Annotated in this window: 16 protein-coding genes; 10 read left to right on the plus strand and 6 right to left on the minus strand. The window is 70.9% G+C overall.

Going from position 1 to position 16,289, the window contains the following annotated elements; translation table 11 throughout:
* Nucleotides 1-34 precede the first annotated feature (34 nt).
* Complete coding sequence (locus ACTMVF_RS22915) at nucleotides 35-901, plus strand: DUF4429 domain-containing protein (protein ID WP_441273095.1); 867 nt, start codon at nucleotides 35-37, stop codon at nucleotides 899-901.
* A gap of 114 nt (nucleotides 902-1,015) precedes the next feature.
* Here the strand turns inward: ACTMVF_RS22915 and ACTMVF_RS22920 are convergent, their stop codons facing one another.
* The gene (locus ACTMVF_RS22920; RefSeq protein ID WP_441272964.1) at nucleotides 1,016-2,029 is read right to left on the minus strand and encodes an aldo/keto reductase; all 1,014 of its coding nucleotides are present in this window, start codon (nucleotides 2,027-2,029) and stop codon (nucleotides 1,016-1,018) included.
* Nucleotides 2,026-2,508 (minus strand): MerR family transcriptional regulator, encoded by a 483-nt coding sequence (locus tag ACTMVF_RS22925; RefSeq protein ID WP_441272965.1) that lies wholly within the window; start codon nucleotides 2,506-2,508, stop codon nucleotides 2,026-2,028. The genes ACTMVF_RS22920 and ACTMVF_RS22925 overlap by 4 nt, the downstream gene beginning before the upstream one ends.
* A 237-nt stretch (nucleotides 2,509-2,745) precedes the next feature.
* Between ACTMVF_RS22925 and ACTMVF_RS22930 the strand changes: the two genes are divergently transcribed.
* Complete coding sequence (locus ACTMVF_RS22930; RefSeq protein ID WP_441272966.1) at nucleotides 2,746-3,561, plus strand: serine hydrolase domain-containing protein; 816 nt, start codon at nucleotides 2,746-2,748, stop codon at nucleotides 3,559-3,561.
* A 52-nt stretch (nucleotides 3,562-3,613) separates the two neighbouring features.
* On the opposite strand, the gene ACTMVF_RS22935 is transcribed toward ACTMVF_RS22930, so the two are convergent.
* Nucleotides 3,614-4,282: a pirin family protein gene (locus ACTMVF_RS22935; protein WP_441273096.1), complete on the minus strand. Its 669-nt coding sequence runs from the start codon at nucleotides 4,280-4,282 to the stop codon at nucleotides 3,614-3,616.
* 237 nt (nucleotides 4,283-4,519) lie between these two features.
* Between ACTMVF_RS22935 and fasR the strand changes: the two genes are divergently transcribed.
* The 5 genes from fasR (at nucleotide 4,520) to fabF (ending at nucleotide 9,472) form a co-directional block, all read left to right on the plus strand.
* Nucleotides 4,520-5,725 (plus strand): fatty acid biosynthesis transcriptional regulator FasR, encoded by a 1,206-nt coding sequence (gene fasR, locus ACTMVF_RS22940; protein ID WP_441272967.1) that lies wholly within the window; start codon nucleotides 4,520-4,522, stop codon nucleotides 5,723-5,725.
* Between the two features lie 89 nt (nucleotides 5,726-5,814).
* Nucleotides 5,815-6,747: an ACP S-malonyltransferase gene (locus ACTMVF_RS22945; protein WP_441272968.1), complete on the plus strand. Its 933-nt coding sequence runs from the start codon at nucleotides 5,815-5,817 to the stop codon at nucleotides 6,745-6,747.
* 16 nt (nucleotides 6,748-6,763) lie between these two features.
* Complete coding sequence (locus ACTMVF_RS22950) at nucleotides 6,764-7,765, plus strand: ketoacyl-ACP synthase III (RefSeq protein ID WP_441272969.1); 1,002 nt, start codon at nucleotides 6,764-6,766, stop codon at nucleotides 7,763-7,765.
* A gap of 101 nt (nucleotides 7,766-7,866) precedes the next feature.
* Nucleotides 7,867-8,115: an acyl carrier protein gene (locus ACTMVF_RS22955; RefSeq protein ID WP_004001566.1), complete on the plus strand. Its 249-nt coding sequence runs from the start codon at nucleotides 7,867-7,869 to the stop codon at nucleotides 8,113-8,115.
* 85 nt (nucleotides 8,116-8,200) lie between these two features.
* Entirely contained in the window at nucleotides 8,201-9,472 is a 1,272-nt protein-coding gene (gene fabF, locus ACTMVF_RS22960; RefSeq protein WP_441272970.1) for a beta-ketoacyl-ACP synthase II, read from the plus strand.
* A 79-nt stretch (nucleotides 9,473-9,551) separates the two neighbouring features.
* On the opposite strand, the gene ACTMVF_RS22965 is transcribed toward fabF, so the two are convergent.
* Nucleotides 9,552-10,046 carry a DUF3145 domain-containing protein gene (locus tag ACTMVF_RS22965; protein WP_302001021.1) on the minus strand — a complete coding sequence of 165 codons (495 nt, stop codon included), beginning with the start codon at nucleotides 10,044-10,046 and terminating at the stop codon, nucleotides 9,552-9,554.
* A gap of 257 nt (nucleotides 10,047-10,303) precedes the next feature.
* On the opposite strand from ACTMVF_RS22965, the gene ACTMVF_RS22970 reads away from it, so the two are divergent.
* Nucleotides 10,304-11,194 carry an SGNH/GDSL hydrolase family protein gene (locus ACTMVF_RS22970; RefSeq protein ID WP_441272971.1) on the plus strand — a complete coding sequence of 297 codons (891 nt, stop codon included), beginning with the start codon at nucleotides 10,304-10,306 and terminating at the stop codon, nucleotides 11,192-11,194.
* A gap of 10 nt (nucleotides 11,195-11,204) precedes the next feature.
* Nucleotides 11,205-12,182 carry an aldose epimerase family protein gene (locus ACTMVF_RS22975; RefSeq protein WP_441272972.1) on the plus strand — a complete coding sequence of 326 codons (978 nt, stop codon included), beginning with the start codon at nucleotides 11,205-11,207 and terminating at the stop codon, nucleotides 12,180-12,182.
* A 76-nt stretch (nucleotides 12,183-12,258) separates the two neighbouring features.
* Here the strand turns inward: ACTMVF_RS22975 and ACTMVF_RS22980 are convergent, their stop codons facing one another.
* Together ACTMVF_RS22980 and ACTMVF_RS22985 are read right to left on the minus strand one after the other, a co-directional pair.
* On the minus strand, nucleotides 12,259-14,700 hold the full coding sequence (locus tag ACTMVF_RS22980) for a beta-glucosidase H (protein ID WP_441272973.1): 2,442 nt from the start codon (nucleotides 14,698-14,700) through the stop codon (nucleotides 12,259-12,261).
* Nucleotides 14,701-14,815: 115 nt separating this feature from the next.
* Entirely contained in the window at nucleotides 14,816-15,220 is a 405-nt protein-coding gene (locus ACTMVF_RS22985; RefSeq protein WP_441272974.1) for a RidA family protein, read from the minus strand.
* A gap of 58 nt (nucleotides 15,221-15,278) precedes the next feature.
* Between ACTMVF_RS22985 and ACTMVF_RS22990 the strand changes: the two genes are divergently transcribed.
* Nucleotides 15,279-16,211, plus strand: a complete 933-nt coding sequence (locus ACTMVF_RS22990; RefSeq protein WP_441272975.1) for a LysR family transcriptional regulator — start codon at nucleotides 15,279-15,281, stop codon at nucleotides 16,209-16,211.
* Nucleotides 16,212-16,289 lie beyond the last annotated feature (78 nt).

Here is a 16,289-nt window from a genome sequence, read left to right on the forward strand (position 1 = left end):
CGGGGTGGCGACGGAGGAGCACGTGCCGCATACGATGAGCCGCATGGGTGACGTACTGGCCGGATTTCATGCCGCCTGGGAGTTCGAGTCCGACTCCGTGCTCATCCGTTACGAACGGGGGATTCGAACACCCAAGCTCTTTCAGAGCCTCGGGGAACGCCGTGTCCCGCTGGAGGCGATCGCCGGGGTGACGCCGGCGCCGGGCAAGCGCGGGACCGTGGCCCTGCGCATCGAGCTGCGGCCTGGCGCCGATCCGTTGCTGGAGGCCGCGGCCGGGCAGTTGAAGGACGGCAGCGATCCGTATCGGCTGGTGCTGCCGGCCGACAAGGAGACGCTGGCCGAGTACTACGCCGACGAGTTGCGGGCGCAGTTGACGGAGACCGGGCCCGCCGAGGAGTTCCTCGTGGCCGCGCCCGAAGTGCCGTTGCAGTTCAAGGCGTACGACGGGAAGGCGTCCTTCGACGGGGAGACCGTCCGGTTCCGGTGGTTCTGGACGGGGGCGTCCTCGGCGAAGTGGAAGGCCGGGGACCAGCGCTTTCCGGTGGGCGAGTTGAGCGGGGTCGAGTGGCGGTCGCCGGAGGTGTTCGAGGGGCATCTACGGCTGCTGCGGCGTGACTGCGCCGACGCGCAGCCCGCGCAGGCCGATCAGGATCCGGCGGCCGTGGTGTTCGGGCTGGGGTATGGGCCCGTGCACGAGTCCTTGCCGTTCGCTGCGGCGGTGTTGGCGGCGGTGCGGGATCGCTCCGCGGGGGTGGCGGCTGTCCCGGCTGCGGCTGCGCCGCGCCGGGATCCCGCCGATATCGCCGAGCGGATTCGTCACCTGGGGGAACTGCATCAGGCGGGGCTGGTGACGGATGAGGAGTTCTCGGTGAAGAAGGCCGAGTTGTTGGCAGAGCTTTAGGACCAAGCATCTGCCGGGTGCGGTTGTCAGTTGGCTGCGGGCCGGTTGTGGTTGATCGCGCAGTTCCCCGGGCCCCTGGGGGTTGCGGTTTCCCGGCGCCGGCAGGGCGCGGTCTTACTCCCTCCCCGCCGACGCGAACCGCATGTCCGCGTACCTGTCGCCTGCCACCTTCGCCGCGATCGGCTCCAGCAGCTCCATGTCCTCCTCACCCAGCACGATCCGCGTAGCCGCCACGTTCTCCTCCACCCGCGTCGGCTTGCGTGTGCCCGGGATCGGGATGACCGGGAGGCCGTGCAGTGCCATCTGCTGCTGGACCCACGCCAGGGCGATCTGGCCCAGGGAAGCGCCGTGCGCCTCGGCCACCGTGCGGATCGGCTCCAGCAGGGCGGCGTTGGCGGCCGCGTTGTCGCCCGTGAAGCGGGGCTGCTGGCGGCGGAAGTCGCCGGAGGTGAGGTCCTCGGCCTTGGCGAAGGAGCCGGTGAGGAAGCCTCGGCCCAGGGGAGAGTACGGGACCAGGGCCACGCCGAGTTCGCGGGCCGCGGGGACCACCTTGGCCTCGATGTCACGGCTGAAGAGCGACCACTCGGACTGGACGGCCGCGATCGGGTGCACGGTCTGCGCGGCGCGCAGTTCGTCCGCCGTCACCTCGCTCAGGCCCAGGTGCTTGACCTTGCCCTCGCGGACCAACTCGGCCATGACGCCGACGGTCTCCTCGATGGGGACGTTCACATCCCGGCGGTGCATGTAGTAGAGGTCGATCGCGTCGACGTCCAGGCGCTTCAGGCTCGCCTCGATGCACTGGCGTATGTAGGGCGTGTCGTTGCGGATGATCCGCTTCGTCGGGTCGTCCGGGTCGATCGCCAGGGCGAACTTCGTGGCGATGACGACCTCGTCGCGGTGCGCCTTGAAGAACGGGGAGAGAAACTTCTCGTTCTCGCCCGCGCCGTACGCGTCCGCCGTGTCGTACAGCGTGACGCCCAGTTCCAGCGCCCGTTCCAGGGTCGCCCTGGACTCGCCCGCGTCCGAGGGGCCGTACGCGAAGCTCATGCCCATGCAGCCGAGGCCCTGGACACCCACCTCGGGGCCCGCCGCGCCGAGTCGTGCCGTCGCGATCCCGTTGTCCGTCATCCGGCCTTCTCCACCTTCTCCGTCTTGTCCTGCTCGTACAGACGCCCCGCGTCCGCGTAGAAACTGATCTTCCGGTCGAGTACGGCCAGCGTGTCCTGGAGCTCGGTGATCCGGGCGAGGACGTCGCGGCGGGTCGTCTCCAGCAGCTCGAAGCGCTCGCCGAACGTGTGGTCGCCCTCGCGCACCAGCTCGGCGTACCGGACCATGTCGGCGACCGGCATGCCGGTCAGCCGCAGCTTGCCGACGAGGTCGAGCCAGTCCAGGTCGCGGTTGCTGTAGCGGCGCTGACCCGTGTGCGAGCGGTCGATGTGCGGCATGAGGCCGATCCGCTCGTACCAGCGCAGGGTGTGGGCCGTCAGACCGGTGAAGGCGACGACCTCGCTGATCGTGTAGCTGTCCTGGCCTTCCGGGCGCCGGTGCGGATGCGGCGGAGCGGCACAGCTGTCGGTCCTGGTACTTGTGGTCTCCATCACCGTCATGCCCTCCACGCTATGACCTTGGAGTGCGCTCCAAGCAAGCGGAAACGGTAAGAAATGCACGGGACATGGCGTGATCGTCGTGGCCGGCGCTCCACCGGCTGTTTCGATATGCGCTCCCATACCGCCGCGCGCCCCTTGGGGCGCTGCCGAACCGCTCGCTGTACGCGTCGCTGCGCTTCACGCGGGACAGGCACCCCTACATGCGGCTGTGCCCGTGAGCGGCTTAGGCTCACAGGCATGTCCTTGCAGAGCCTCGCGCTGATCGAGAACTGGCCGGTTCCCACCGCCGCCGCAGGTGTCGTACGAGCCGACGGCACGGTCCTCGGGACCCACGGCCCCGTCGGGCACCGCTTCCCCCTCGCTTCGGTCACCAAGCCGCTGGCCGCCTACGCGGTGCTGGTCGCCTACGAGGAGGGGGCCGTCGAACTGGACGAGCCGGCCGGGCCGGAGGGCTCGACGGTGCGACATCTGCTCGCGCACACCTCGGGGCTGGCCTTCGACGAGCACCGGGTGACGGCACCGGCCGGGGAGCGGCGGCTGTACTCCAACGCCGGGTTCGAGCAGCTCGGGGACCACATCGCCAAGGCGACGGACATCCCGTTCGCGGAGTATCTGCGGCAGGCGGTGCTGGAGCCACTGGGCATGACGGCCACCTCGCTGGAGGGCTCTCCTGCCAAGGACGGGGTGTCGACCGTCGAGGATCTGCTGCGGTTCGCGGCGGAGGTGCAGGCGCCGCGGCTGCTGGACCCGCGGACCGTCGCCGAGGCGATGACCGTGCAGTACCCGGGGACGAAGGGCGTACTGCCGGGGTACGGACACCAGAACCCGAACGACTGGGGGCTCGGCTTCGAGATCCGGGACGGCAAGTCACCGCACTGGACGGGCTCTTCGTCCTCGCCGCGCACCTTCGGGCACTTCGGGCAGTCGGGTACGTTCCTGTGGATCGACCCGGATGCGGGGGCCGCCTGCGTCGCGCTGACGGACCGGGCGTTCGGGCCGTGGGCGGTCGAGGCGTGGCCGGGGTTCACGGACGCGGTGCGCGCCCAGCTGTAGCCCGGCCCGCCCGAGGGGTGGACGCCACCCGAACCACTCCGTCACCTCGGCATCACGCCTGAGCGGCCGACGGCGCCATCTCCCAGATCAGCAGCTCCGCCGCGCTCACGCCCACCGCCTCCACGCCCTCGGCGTCCATGACCCGCACCGCGTCACCGGCGGTCAACTCCTCACCGTCCAGGCGCACTTCACCGCGCACGACATGCACGTAGACATACGCCCCGTCCGGCACCGCCGACCGCTCCCCCGCCTCCAGCCGCCGCACATGGAGCATCGCGCCCGCCTCCGGGACGGCGTACGGCGTCGAGTCCGCGATGCCGTGGACGATCTCGTACGACGGGTCGCCGCCCGGCGTCAGAGGGGCCAGCCAGGTCTGGATGAAGGTGAGGGGGGTGTCGCCGTCGTTGCGCTCCACGTGCCGTACGCCACCCGCCGAGCTGAGCCGCTGGACGTCCCCGGGGCCGACCCGGGTCTCGTGGCCGGTGGAGTCGCGGTGGGTCAGCTCGCCCTCGACCACCCACGTCACGATCTCGGTGTGGCTGTGGGGGTGCTCGTCGAAGCCGGCGCCGGGGGCGAGCCGCTCCTCGTTGCAGGCGATCATCGCACCGAAGCGGAGGTTGTCGGGGTCGTAGTGCGGGCCGAAGGAGAAGGCGTGGCGTGACTCGATGCCCGCTGCCGGATCCCCTCCGGGGTAGCGCTGCGCGGCGCGCCGTACGTCCATCACAGCACCCACGGTAGCCCTGCCGACCAGCCCGCACCGACGCCGGGCAAGTGCCCACCCACCTGCACGGGGCCGACGACACCGGCCGCGAGGGAGCCGGAGGGGCTGGAGCGCCCCGCAGGCGACCGAGCCGAACATTCGGCACACCAGCCGCAAAAGGCACCGCACAGCCCACCGAGCCGTCAAGCGCGCACCCTCTGGCACGCAGTCCCGTCCCGATAAGGCAGTCTTGTCCCCGTGCCCGAACCCGTATCCCGTAAGTCCCAAGCCGCCGCGCACGAGATCCATTCCCACTCCGCGACCCTGAAGCGGCTCGAGAAGTCCTCCGGTTCGCTCGCCGCGCAGGCCATCGCGCGGATGGACGAGACGCTGCCGTGGTACCGGGCCATGCCACCGGAGAACCGTTCCTGGATCGGTCTCGTCGCCCAGGCCGGTATCGCCGCCTTCACCGAGTGGTTCCGGCGGCCCGACGCGCCCCAGGCCATCTCCACCGACGTCTTCGGTACCGCGCCCCGGGAGCTGACCCGCGCGATCACGCTGCGGCAGACCGTCGAGATGGTGCGCACGACCATCGAGGTCATGGAGTCGGCCATCGACGAGGTGGCGGCGCCGGGCGACGAGAGCGTGCTGCGGGAAGCGCTGCTGGTGTACGCCCGGGAGATCGCCTTCGCCACCGCCCAGGTCTACGCCCAGGCCGCCGAGGCACGCGGTGCGTGGGACGCCCGCCTGGAGTCGCTCGTCGTCAACGCCGTGCTGAGCGGCGAGGCCGACGAGGGGGCCGTGTCGCGGGCCGCCGCGCTCGGGTGGAACTCGCCGGAGCATGTGTGTGTGGTGCTCGGGACGGCGCCCGACGGGGACAGTGAGCTGACCGTCGAGGCCATCCGGCGGGCCGCCCGGCACGCCAAGCTGCAGGTGCTGACCGGGGTGCTCGGGGACCGGCTGGTCGTCATCGCCGGCGGCAGTGACAATCCGATCGCCGTCGCCAAGTCGCTGATCGGGCCGTATGCCGCCGGGCCGGTCGTCGCGGGGCCCGTCGTACCCGATCTGCTCGCCGCCACGCGGTCCGCGCAGGCCGCGGCCGCAGGGCTGAAAGCCTGTACGGCGTGGCAGGACGCCCCGCGTCCGGTGCTCGCCGACGATCTGCTTCCGGAGCGTGCCATCGCGGGTGATCCGAGTGCGCGCGAGCAGTTGGTGGAGGAGATCTACAGACCACTGGAGGAGGCCGGGTCGGCCCTACTGGAGACGCTCTCCGTCTATCTCGAACAGGCGAGCAGTCTGGAGGGGGCGGCGCGGATGCTCTTCGTGCATCCCAACACCGTGCGCTACCGGCTTCGACGTGTGACTGACGTCACCGGCTGGTCGCCGTCCGATGTACGCTCCGCGTTCACTTTGCGCATCGCGCTGATCCTGGGGCGTCTGGCCGACGGCGATCTCCAGCTCTAGGCTTTTGTCGGGGGCCCACAAAACCCCCTCGTGTTCTTCGTCCTTGTCCCCACGGGCGGCTGTGGCCGTCCCCAAGAGAGAGTGTGAGAGTGCTCGTACTCGTCGCTCCCGGCCAGGGCGCCCAGACGCCCGGCTTCCTGACCCCCTGGCTCGAACTCCCCGGTGTCCGCGGTGCCATCGAGGCATGGTCCGACGCCGTGCAGCTCGACCTCGTCCGTTACGGCACCGAGGGCGACGCGGAGGAGATCCGCGACACCGCGGTGGCGCAGCCGCTGTTGGTGGCGGCCGGCCTGGCCTCCGCCTACATGCTCTTCGACGACCCCGCGGACCTGCCCCGCAAGGTCGGCGCGATCGCCGGACACAGCGTCGGCGAGCTGACCGCCGCCGGCCTGGCCGGGGTGCTCTCCGACGAGGAGACCGTCCGGCTCGTCCGCACCCGTGGTCTGGGCATGGCGGAGGCCGCCGCGATCACCGAGACCGGCATGTCGGCGCTGCTCGGCGGCGACCCGGAGGTCTCCGTCGCACATCTGGAGAAGCTGGGCCTGACCCCGGCGAACATCAACGGCGCCGGCCAGATCGTGGCCGCGGGCACCATGGAGCAGCTCGCCGCGCTGAACGAGGACAAGCCGGAGGGTGTGCGCAAGGTCGTCCCGCTGAAGGTCGCCGGCGCCTTCCACACGCACCACATGGGCCCCGCCGTCGAGAAGCTGGCCGAGGCCGCCAAGGAGCTCGTCCCCGCCGACCCGAAGCTCACCTACGTCTCCAACAAGGACGGCAAGGCGGTCGCCACCGGTGCCGAGGTGCTGGAGCGTCTCGTCGGGCAGGTCGCCAACCCGGTCCGCTGGGACCTGTGCATGGAGACCTTCAAGGAGCTCGGCGTCACGGCCCTGATCGAGGTGTGCCCGGGCGGCACGCTGACCGGTCTGGCCAAGCGCGCGCTGCCGGGTGTGAAGACCCTGGCGCTGAAGACCCCCGACGACCTGGACGCGGCTCGCGAGCTCATCGCAGAGCACAGTGCCTGACAAGGAGCCCTAGAGCATGGCGAAGCTGAAGCCCAGCAAGGGTGCCCCGTACGCGCGCATCCTCGGTGTCGGCGGCTACCGCCCGACCCGGGTCGTGCCCAACGAGGTGATCCTCGAGACGATCGACTCGTCCGACGAGTGGATCCGTTCGCGCTCCGGCATCGAGACACGGCACTGGGCCAACGACGAGGAGACCGTCGCCGCGATGTCGATCGAGGCGTCCGGCAAGGCGATCGCCGACGCCGGGATCTCCGCCGAGCAGATCGGCGGCGTGATCGTCTCGACCGTCTCGCACTTCAAGCAGACCCCGGCCGTCGCCACCGAGATCGCCGACAAGCTCGGCACGAACAAGGCCGCCGCCTTCGACATCTCGGCCGGCTGCGCTGGCTTCGGCTACGCCCTCACCCTCGCCAAGGGCATGATCGTCGAGGGTTCCGCCGAGTACGTCCTCGTCATCGGCGTCGAGCGGCTGTCCGACCTGACCGACCTGGAGGACCGGGCGACGGCCTTCCTGTTCGGCGACGGCGCCGGCGCGGTCGTCGTGGGCCCGTCCAAGGAGCCGGCGATCGGCCCCACCGTCTGGGGCTCCGAGGGCGACAAGTCCGAGACGATCAAGCAGACCGTGCCGTGGACGGACTACCGCACCGGCGAGGTCGACAAGTTCCCTGCGATCACGCAGGAGGGCCAGGCGGTGTTCCGCTGGGCCGTGTTCGAGATGGCGAAGGTCGCCCAGCAGGCGCTGGACGCGGCCGGGATCACCCCGGACGAACTGGACGTCTTCATTCCGCACCAGGCCAACGAGCGGATCATCGACTCGATGGTGAAGACTCTCAAGCTGCCGGAGCACGTCACGGTCGCCCGCGACGTGCGCACCACCGGCAACACCTCGGCCGCCTCGATCCCGCTCGCGATGGAGCGGCTCCTGGCGACCGGCGAGGCGAAGAGCGGCGACACCGCACTAGTCATCGGATTCGGGGCGGGTCTCGTTTACGCCGCCACGGTCGTTACTCTCCCCTAGGCACTCCGTGCCGGATCATGCGAACCGGCACGGGAAACGCACCACCTGCCGCTGCCGCGGCGGGCGCCAAACCCTCAGAACAACAACGAAGGAGCGCCAAGATGGCCGCCACTCAGGAAGAGATCGTCGCCGGTCTCGCCGACATCGTGAACGAGATCGCCGGCATCCCGGTTGAGGACGTCCAGCTGGACAAGTCCTTCACCGACGACCTGGACGTCGACTCGCTGTCCATGGTCGAGGTCGTCGTCGCCGCCGAAGAGCGCTTCGACGTCAAGATCCCGGACGAGGACGTCAAGAACCTCAAGACGGTCGGCGACGCGACCGACTACATCCTCAAGCACCAGGGCTGATCCACCGATCAGGCCTTAGGGCTGACTGCCCCGCCACCCGGCGGTGGCGCCGCTGAATCCCCATTCCGTTGGAGAAAGAATTCCCGTGAGCCCGACCAATCGCACCGTGGTCGTCACCGGTATCGGCGCAACCACACCGCTGGGTGGCGACGCAGCCTCTACCTGGGAGGGCCTGATCGCCGGACGTTCCGGCGTCAAGCCCCTGGAGCAGGACTGGGCCGCCGAGCAGGCGGTCCGTATCGCCGCGCCGGTCGCCGTGGAGCCGACCGAGGTCATCCCGCGGCCGCAGGCCCGCCGACTGGACCGCTCGGCGCAGTTCGCGCTGATCGCCGCCCAGGAGGCCTGGAAGGACGCCGGCTTCGAGGCGAAGGCCGGCGACGACGCGAGCGTCGACCCGGACCGCCTCGGTGCCGTCATCGCCTCCGGCATCGGTGGCGTGACGACGCTGCTCGACCAGTACGACGTGCTCAAGGAGAAGGGCGTCCGCCGCGTCTCCCCGCACACCGTCCCCATGCTGATGCCGAACAGCCCCTCCGCCAACGTGGGTCTGGCCGTGGGCGCCCGGGCGGGCGTGCACACGCCGGTCTCCGCGTGTGCGTCGGGTGCCGAGGCCATCGGCTACGCCATCGAGATGATCCGTACCGGCCGTGCCGACATCGTCGTCGCGGGTGGCACGGAGGCGGCGATCCACCCGCTGCCCATCGCCGCGTTCGGCAACATGATGGCGATGTCCAAGAACAACGACGACCCGCAGGGCGCGTCGCGTCCGTACGACGTCGCCCGCGACGGCTTCGTCCTCGGCGAGGGCGCCGGTGTGATCGTCCTGGAGTCCGCCGAGCACGCCGCGAAGCGCGGGGCCCGCGTGTACGCCGAGGCCGTCGGGCAGGGCATCTCCGCCGACAGCCACGACATCGTGCAGCCCGAGCCGGAAGGACGTGGCATCAGCCACGCCCTGCAGAACCTGCTCGACCGGACGGATCTCGACCCGGCGGAGATCGTGCACGTCAACGCACACGCGACGTCCACGCCGGCCGGTGACATCGCCGAGTTGAAGGCGCTGCGGAAGGTGTTCGGTGACGATGCCGACCACATGGCGGTGTCGGCTACGAAGTCGATGACCGGGCATCTGCTGGGTGGTGCGGGTGGTGTGGAGACCGTGGCCACCGTGCTCGCGCTGTACAACCGGATCGCTCCGCCGACCATCAACATCGAGAACCTGGACCCGGAGGCCGAGGCGAATGCCGACGTCGTCCGTGGTGAGGCGCGCAAGCTGCCCGTCGAGGGCCGGATCGCCGCGCTGAACGACTCGTTCGGGTTCGGCGGTCACAACGTGGTGCTGGCGTTCAGGACCATCTGAGAAGCGTCCATACGTACGTGTGGGGCCCCCACCTCGAAAGGTGGGGGCCCTTCACGTGTTCAAGTCACCTGGTCCGGCTTCAGACCACCTGGTGCAACCAGCGCACCGGCGCTCCCTCACCCGCGTACCTGAAAGGCTCCAACTCGTCGTCCCACGGCTTGCCGAGCAGCTTCGCGATCTCCCCCTCCAGATCCGTCTCGCCGCGCTGGGAGCGGGCCAGGGCGGCGCGCAGGCGGTCCTCAGGGATGAGGATGTCGCCGTGGATGCCGGTGACGGCGTGGAAGATGCCCAGGTCGGGGGTGCAGCTGTAGCGCTCGCCCTCGGCGGTGGGGCAGGGCTCGGCGGTGACCTCGAAGCGCAGGAGGTGCCAGCCGCGCAGGGCCGACGCCAGCTTGGAGGCGGTGCCTGCCTCGCCCTGCCAGGAGAACTCCGAGCGCCAGGTGCCGGGCGCGGCGGGCTGCCGGATCCAGTCGAGGTTGACGCGGGTGCCGAGCACGCCGGCGACGGCCCACTCGACGTGCGGGCACAGCGCGCGCGGCGCGGAGTGCACGTACAGAACTCCACGTGTCGTCACCGGGACCTCCGGGCAGAGCGGACATCTTGCGAACTGGCGGACGGCAGTGGCCGGGGCGGCCACGTTGATGGCGAGGCTACCGTGCTGCGGCGCAAGGAGTGTGACGTACCGTCGGTCCCGGTGCCGCGAAACGCCCGCCATTCACCCGCCAGGACGCTTGTACGGGTGTGAGCCGTTGCATGAGACGGGCGGGAACCCTCGTGCGTTGTTATGGGTTGGAAACCATGACGGGGTCGAGCGAGGGAATGGACCAGGGCATGCGGAAGCGACGGCACGTTGCGCGCGCTGTCTTCGCCGCCGTGACCGCGGCTGTGCTGGGCGCCGCCGGCTGTGATGCCGTGGGCGGCAACTCCCCGGCACCGTCCGGGACCGGCGCGCAGAGCGCGCGTCCGTCGCCGAAGCCGACTCCGGCGTGGGACCGCAGCCCTGCCTCGATCGCGGCGGTGGGCGACTCCATCACGACCGGTTTCGACGCGTGTGCGGTCCTGGCGGACTGCCCCGAGGTCTCGTGGGCGACCGGCGGCAGTGCGCAGGTCGACAGTCTCGCCGTACGACTGCTGGGGAAGGCGAAGGCGGCCGAGCGGAGCTGGAACTACGCGGTCACCGGGGCGCGTATGGCGGACATGGCCGGTCAGATGAGCCGGGCCGTGGCGCGCAAGCCGGAGCTCGTCACGGTGATGGCGGGGGCGAACGACGCCTGCCGGGACACGGCGGACGCGATGACGTCGGTGGCCGACTTCCGGACGCAGTTCGAGGACGCCATGGGCACGCTGCGGGACGCGCTGCCGAAGGCGCAGGTGTATGTCGCGAGCGTGCCGGATCTGATGCGGCTGTGGGAGCAGGGCCGTACGAACCCGATGAGCAAGCAGGTGTGGGGGCTCGGTATCTGCCCGTCCATGCTGAGCGACCCCGACTCCCTCACCACGGCGGCGAACCAGCGGCGCGAGACGGTGCAGGGGCGGGTCGAGGCGTACAACAAGGTGCTGGAGGAGGTCTGTGCGAAGGACCGCCGGTGCCGGTTCGACGACGGCGCGGTGTACGAGTTCCGGTTCGGTGCCGAGCAACTGAGCCAGTGGGACTGGTTCCACCCGAGCGTGGACGGTCAGGCGCGGCTGGCCGAGATCGCCTACGACACGGTCACGAACTAGTGTTCCGCTCATGAACGAACACTTCGGCACACTTTCCGACGGCACTCCGGTACAACGCTGGACTCTGGAGCGCGCGGACGTGCGGGTACGTGTCCTGTCGTACGGGGGCATCGTGCAGTCGCTTGAGGTGCCGGACCGGGACGGGCACGTGGCGGACGTGGTGCTGGGGTTCGCCGACCTGGACGGCTACCTGTCCCATCCGGGGCCGTATTTGGGCGCGCTCATCGGGCGGTACGCCAACCGGATCGCGGGCGGCCGTTTCCCGCTGGACGGCGTGATGTACGCGCTCGATCCGAACAACGCGCCCAACTCCCTGCACGGCGGCGAGCGCGGTTTCGACAAGCGGGTGTGGGAGGTGACGCCGGTCGAGCACGGTGTGCGGCTCAGCAGGGTCAGCCCGCACGGCGAGGAGGGCTTCCCGGGGCGGCTGGAGGTCTCGGCGACCTACACCCTGGAGGCCGACGGCGCGCTGCGGATCGCGTACGAGGCGGTGACGGACGCGCCGACCGTGGTGAACCTGACCAACCACAGCTACTTCAACCTGGCCGGGGCCGGGTCCGGTGACGCGGGCGGGCATGAACTGCGGCTCGCCGCTTCCCGGTTCACCCCGGTCGACGCGGATCTCATCCCGACCGGCTCCCTGGACGAGGTGGCGGGCACGCGCTTCGACTTCCGTCAGGCGCGGAAGGTGGGGGCGGGATACGACCACAACTTCGTGCTCGACAAGGGGGTGACGGCGAGTACGGAGGAGGTCGCCGAGCTGTACGACCCGTCGACCGGGCGGGCGCTGACCGTGGCGACCACCGAGCCCGGCCTCCAGCTCTACACCGCCGACCATCTGAGCGAGCCCTTCGCCCCGGGCGACGGCATCGCGCTGGAGACCCAGCACTTCCCCGACTCCCCGAACCGTCCGGAGTTCCCGAGCACCGTGCTGCGGCCGGGCGAGGTGTTCCGCTCGGAGACGGTGTACGGCTTCTCGGTGCGCTGACGGGCCTTGACCGTAGGAGCCCCGGTCCAGGTGTCAGGGGCCTGGACCGGGGCTGTTCCTGGGTACTTCTCCCGGATCAGACGTTAATGGTCGCCGTCGCCCGACGGTCGGCGATCGAGCGCCCGGCCCGGATCTCGTACGAACCCTTCACAAGGGTCCACGAATTGGTCTTCTCGTCCCAGATCTCAAAGGCGCGGCGCGGGATGTCGACCACCGCTTCCGCGGTCTCCCCCGGCCCCGCCGCCACGCTCGCGAAGCCGGCCAGCCACCGCGCGGGACGCTCGGCATCCGGCGCGCTCGGCGCCAGATAGACCTGCACGACCTCCCGCCCCGCGCGCTTCCCCGAGTTGCGGACGCGGACCCTGACCGTCGTGCCCTCGGCCTCGACGGACTCGTATGTCCAGTCGGTGTAGCCGAGGCCGTGCCCGAAGGGGTACGACGGGACCCTGCCCTCCTTCTCCCAGGCGCGGTAGCCGATGAAGACGCCCTCGCCGTACGGGAGTTCCCCGTCGGACGGGACGACCTGGCTGACCGGGGCGTCGGCCAGGGAGCCCCACGTCGTGGGCAGCCGGCCACCCGGCTCGTGCGCGCCCGTGAGGACGTCCGCCAGGGCGGCGCCGCCCTCCTGGCCGGGGAACCAGCTCAGCAGGACGGCGGCGACGTCCTCGCGCCACGGCAGCTCCACCGGGGAGCCGGAGTTGACGACCACGACGGTGTGGGGGTTGGCGGCGGCGACGGCACGGACCAGGTCGTCCTGGCGGCCGGGCAGCGTCAGGTCCGTGCGGTCGAAGCCCTCGGACTCGACGCGGTCGGTGGTGGCGACCACGACGACGGCCGTGTCGGCGTTCCGTGCCGCTTCGACGGCCTCGGCGATGAGCTCGTCGGGGTCGCGCTGCGGGTCCTGGTGGGCGAGGGCGAAGATGACCGCCTGCATCGGGATGTCGTCGGTGCCTTCGACGACGTGGGTGAGCGAGACCTCGACCGGTTCGCCGGCGGTCAGTTCCACCTGGGCGCGGGGCGTGGGCTCGCCGAAGAAGGTGATGAAGGGGTCGTCCTTCGCGGGGCGCTGGACGGCGTCGAAGTACGTCGTGCCGCCGATGGTGAGCTTGAAGCTGCCGATGCCCTGGATGCCGAAGGTGTGCGTGCCGCTCTCGCGCGGGGTGAAGGTGCCGGTCACCTCGATGGTGTGCAGCCGCTCGTGGGTGACGCCTTCGGGCAGGCCCGAGGGGCCCATCCACTTGAGCTGGCCGCCCGGCGCGGAGTCGGAGCCGATGATGCTCCCGTCGGCGTCCCGGCACACGGCTCGCAGCTCGAAGCCGGGGTCGAAGACGGAGAGTTCACTGTTGGGGTCGGCGCCGACGGTGTAGGTGAGGGCGCCCTCGGGGAGGGCGGCGGTGAGGCCGTCGAGCGGGGAGACGATCCGGGCGGGGAAGACGGTGGCGGAGCCGCCGCCGAGGATGCGGGCGTCGCGGGCGGCGGCGCCGATGAGCGCGACCGTGGAGTTCGGCCGCAGCGGGAGGGCGCCGCCCTCGTTGCGGACCAGGACGAAGGAGCGGCGGGCGATCTCGCGGGCCAGTGCGCTGCCGTCGACGGTCTCGGGGAGCTCGGCGACGACGGGCTCGGCACCGTCCAGGATTCCGACGCGGGCGGCGAGCCGCAGGACGTTGCGCACGGCGTCGTCGACCTTGGCCTCGGCCACGTCCCCGTCCCGTACCGCCTGGGCGAGGGCCTCGCCGTAGACGGTCTGCGGGCCGGGCATGGCGACGTCGAGGCCGCCCTCGATGGCGCTCTTCGTCGACCGGGCGGCCAGCCAGTCGGAGACGTTGAAGCCGTCGAAGCCCCATTCGCCGCGCAGGACCTCGTTCACGAGGTAGTGGTGCTCGGTCATCGTCGTACCGTTGACCGTGTTGTAGGCGGTCATGATGCCCCAGGGGTGGGCGTTCTCGACGATGATCTCGAAGGGCGCCAGATACAGCTCGCGCAGGGTGCGTTCGCTGACGGTGTTGTTCACCGTGAAGCGGTCGGTCTCGGCGTCGTTGGCGACGAAGTGCTTGACGGTGGTGCCGACGCCGCCGGACTGGACGCCGTTCACATAGCCCGCGCCGATCGTGCCCGTCAGGTACGGGTCCTCGCTGTAGGCCTCGAAGTGGCGGCCGCCGAGCGGGGAGCGATGGAGATTGACGGTGGGGGCGAGGAGCACGTGCACGCCCTTGCGGCGGGCCTCCTGGGCGAGCAGCACCCCTGCCCTGCGGGCGAGTTCGGGGTCCCAGGTGGCGGCGAGGGCGGTGGGTGAGGGCAGCGCGACGGACGGGTCGTCGGCGGTCCAGCGCACCCCCCGGACGCCGATCGGGCCGTCGGACATGACGAGGGACCTCAGGCCGATCTCGGGGAGTGCGGGCAGGGTCCACATGTCCTGGCCGGAGAGCAGCCGGGCCTTCGCGTCGAGGTCGAGCCCGGCGAGGGCGGCCTCGACGACCGCCTCGCGTGCTGCGTCGGCCTGGGTGCGGGTTCCCGCCATCGCGGTGCCTCCTCGTTGGGTCCGGGCGCGTCTCCATCCTTCCTCGGCACGTACGGAGGGTTCGAAACCGCGACCGTCGATTGATCGCCGAGCGCGGTTGCCCAGGGGGCGTCTCTCAGGCTTCCGGGCGGACACCTTCCGCCCTGACGGCGGCTACGACCTCGACTTCGACGCGGGCTTCCGGCCGGAAGAGCCTCGGCACCTCGAAGGTCATGCTGGTGGGCGGGGTGCCGGTGAGGAACTGCCGTCGGACGGTGCCGTATTCGTCCAGCGTGCCGATGTCGGTGAGACAGGTACGGATGTTGATGACGTTCGCCAGGGTCGCGCCGTGGGCGCCGAGCAGGGCGGCGATCGTCTCGAAGATGCCGCGGGTCTGCTCGGCGACGGTGGCGCCCGGCGCGATCTGCCCGGACAGGAACAACAGGGCGCCTCCGTCGGCGTGTTCCACGCGGGCGACCTGGGAGTAGTACGGGCTGAGGGGCTGGGGTGCGGAGGGCGGGTTGTCGAGGGTGATCTGCATGCCGTCGACGCTAGGTGCGCACTTGAGATGCGACAAGCGAATGTCCAGCATGGCTGCCATGCAGAACCAGCATGAGTTCCCCGAGGTGTCCAGCGTGTGGCTGAGGGCGTTCCTGGAGGTCGCCCGGCACGGCTCGTTCACGGTGGCCGCGCGGACGCTGGGGTGGACCCAGTCGGCGGTGTCGCGCCAGATCTCCTCGCTGGAGGGGGCATTGGGCGGCGGCCCGCTCTTCGACCGGCTGCCGCGCGGCGTACGGCTCACCGAGGCCGGGCGGGCTCTCGTACCCCATGCCGAGGCCGTCGCCGATTCGCTGTGCGGAGCCGTGCGTGAGCTGGCCGCCCTGTGCGAAGTCGCCGGCGGGCGGCTGCGGTTCGGTGCCTTCGCCACGGCTGACGCGGCGCTGGTGCCGCTCGCCCTCGGCGCCTTCCGCGCCCGGCACCCAGGGGTCCTGGTCAGCCGCGAGGAGGGCTTCACGCCAGGCCTGCTGGACCGGCTCGGTGCGGGCCGTCTCGATCTGGCGGTCGTCTCGACGACGGGCCGGGCACCTCTGGAGACGTTCGAGCTGCACCACCTCCTCGACGAGCGCCTGTACGTCGCCGTACCGGCCGCTCATCCGCTGGCCGGCAGCGGCCCCGTCCGGCTCGGCCAACTCTCCGACGCCGACTGGATCTCCGGCAGTTCCCGCCCCGAGGGCACCCTCCTCGACGCGGCCCTGCGGCAGGGCTTCCGACCGCGTGTCGCGCACGTCGTCGGTGAGTGGACCGCCAAGCAGGGCTACGTCGCCGCAGGGCTCGGCGTGGCCCTGGTCCCGGCGCTGGCCGCCGCATCCGTACGACCGGATGTCGCGCTGCTGCCGGTGCTGGACGAGGGCGCCCCGGCGCGGGCGGTGTACGCGGCGACGATGCGGGGGCGGTCCCTGGCTCCGGCCGTGGCGGCGTTCGTGGGGGCGCTGCGGGAGGCGGCGGTGAAGGTTCCCCATGCCACGGCGTAGCCACACCATGGCGGCGCCACACCATGGCGTAGACCACTCCCGTCACGCGATACTTCCGGCGTCCCACACCACGCACGC

The sequence above is a fragment of the Streptomyces sp. SD31 genome (assembly GCF_052068475.1).
Classification (GTDB): Bacteria; Actinomycetota; Actinomycetes; order Streptomycetales; family Streptomycetaceae; genus Streptomyces.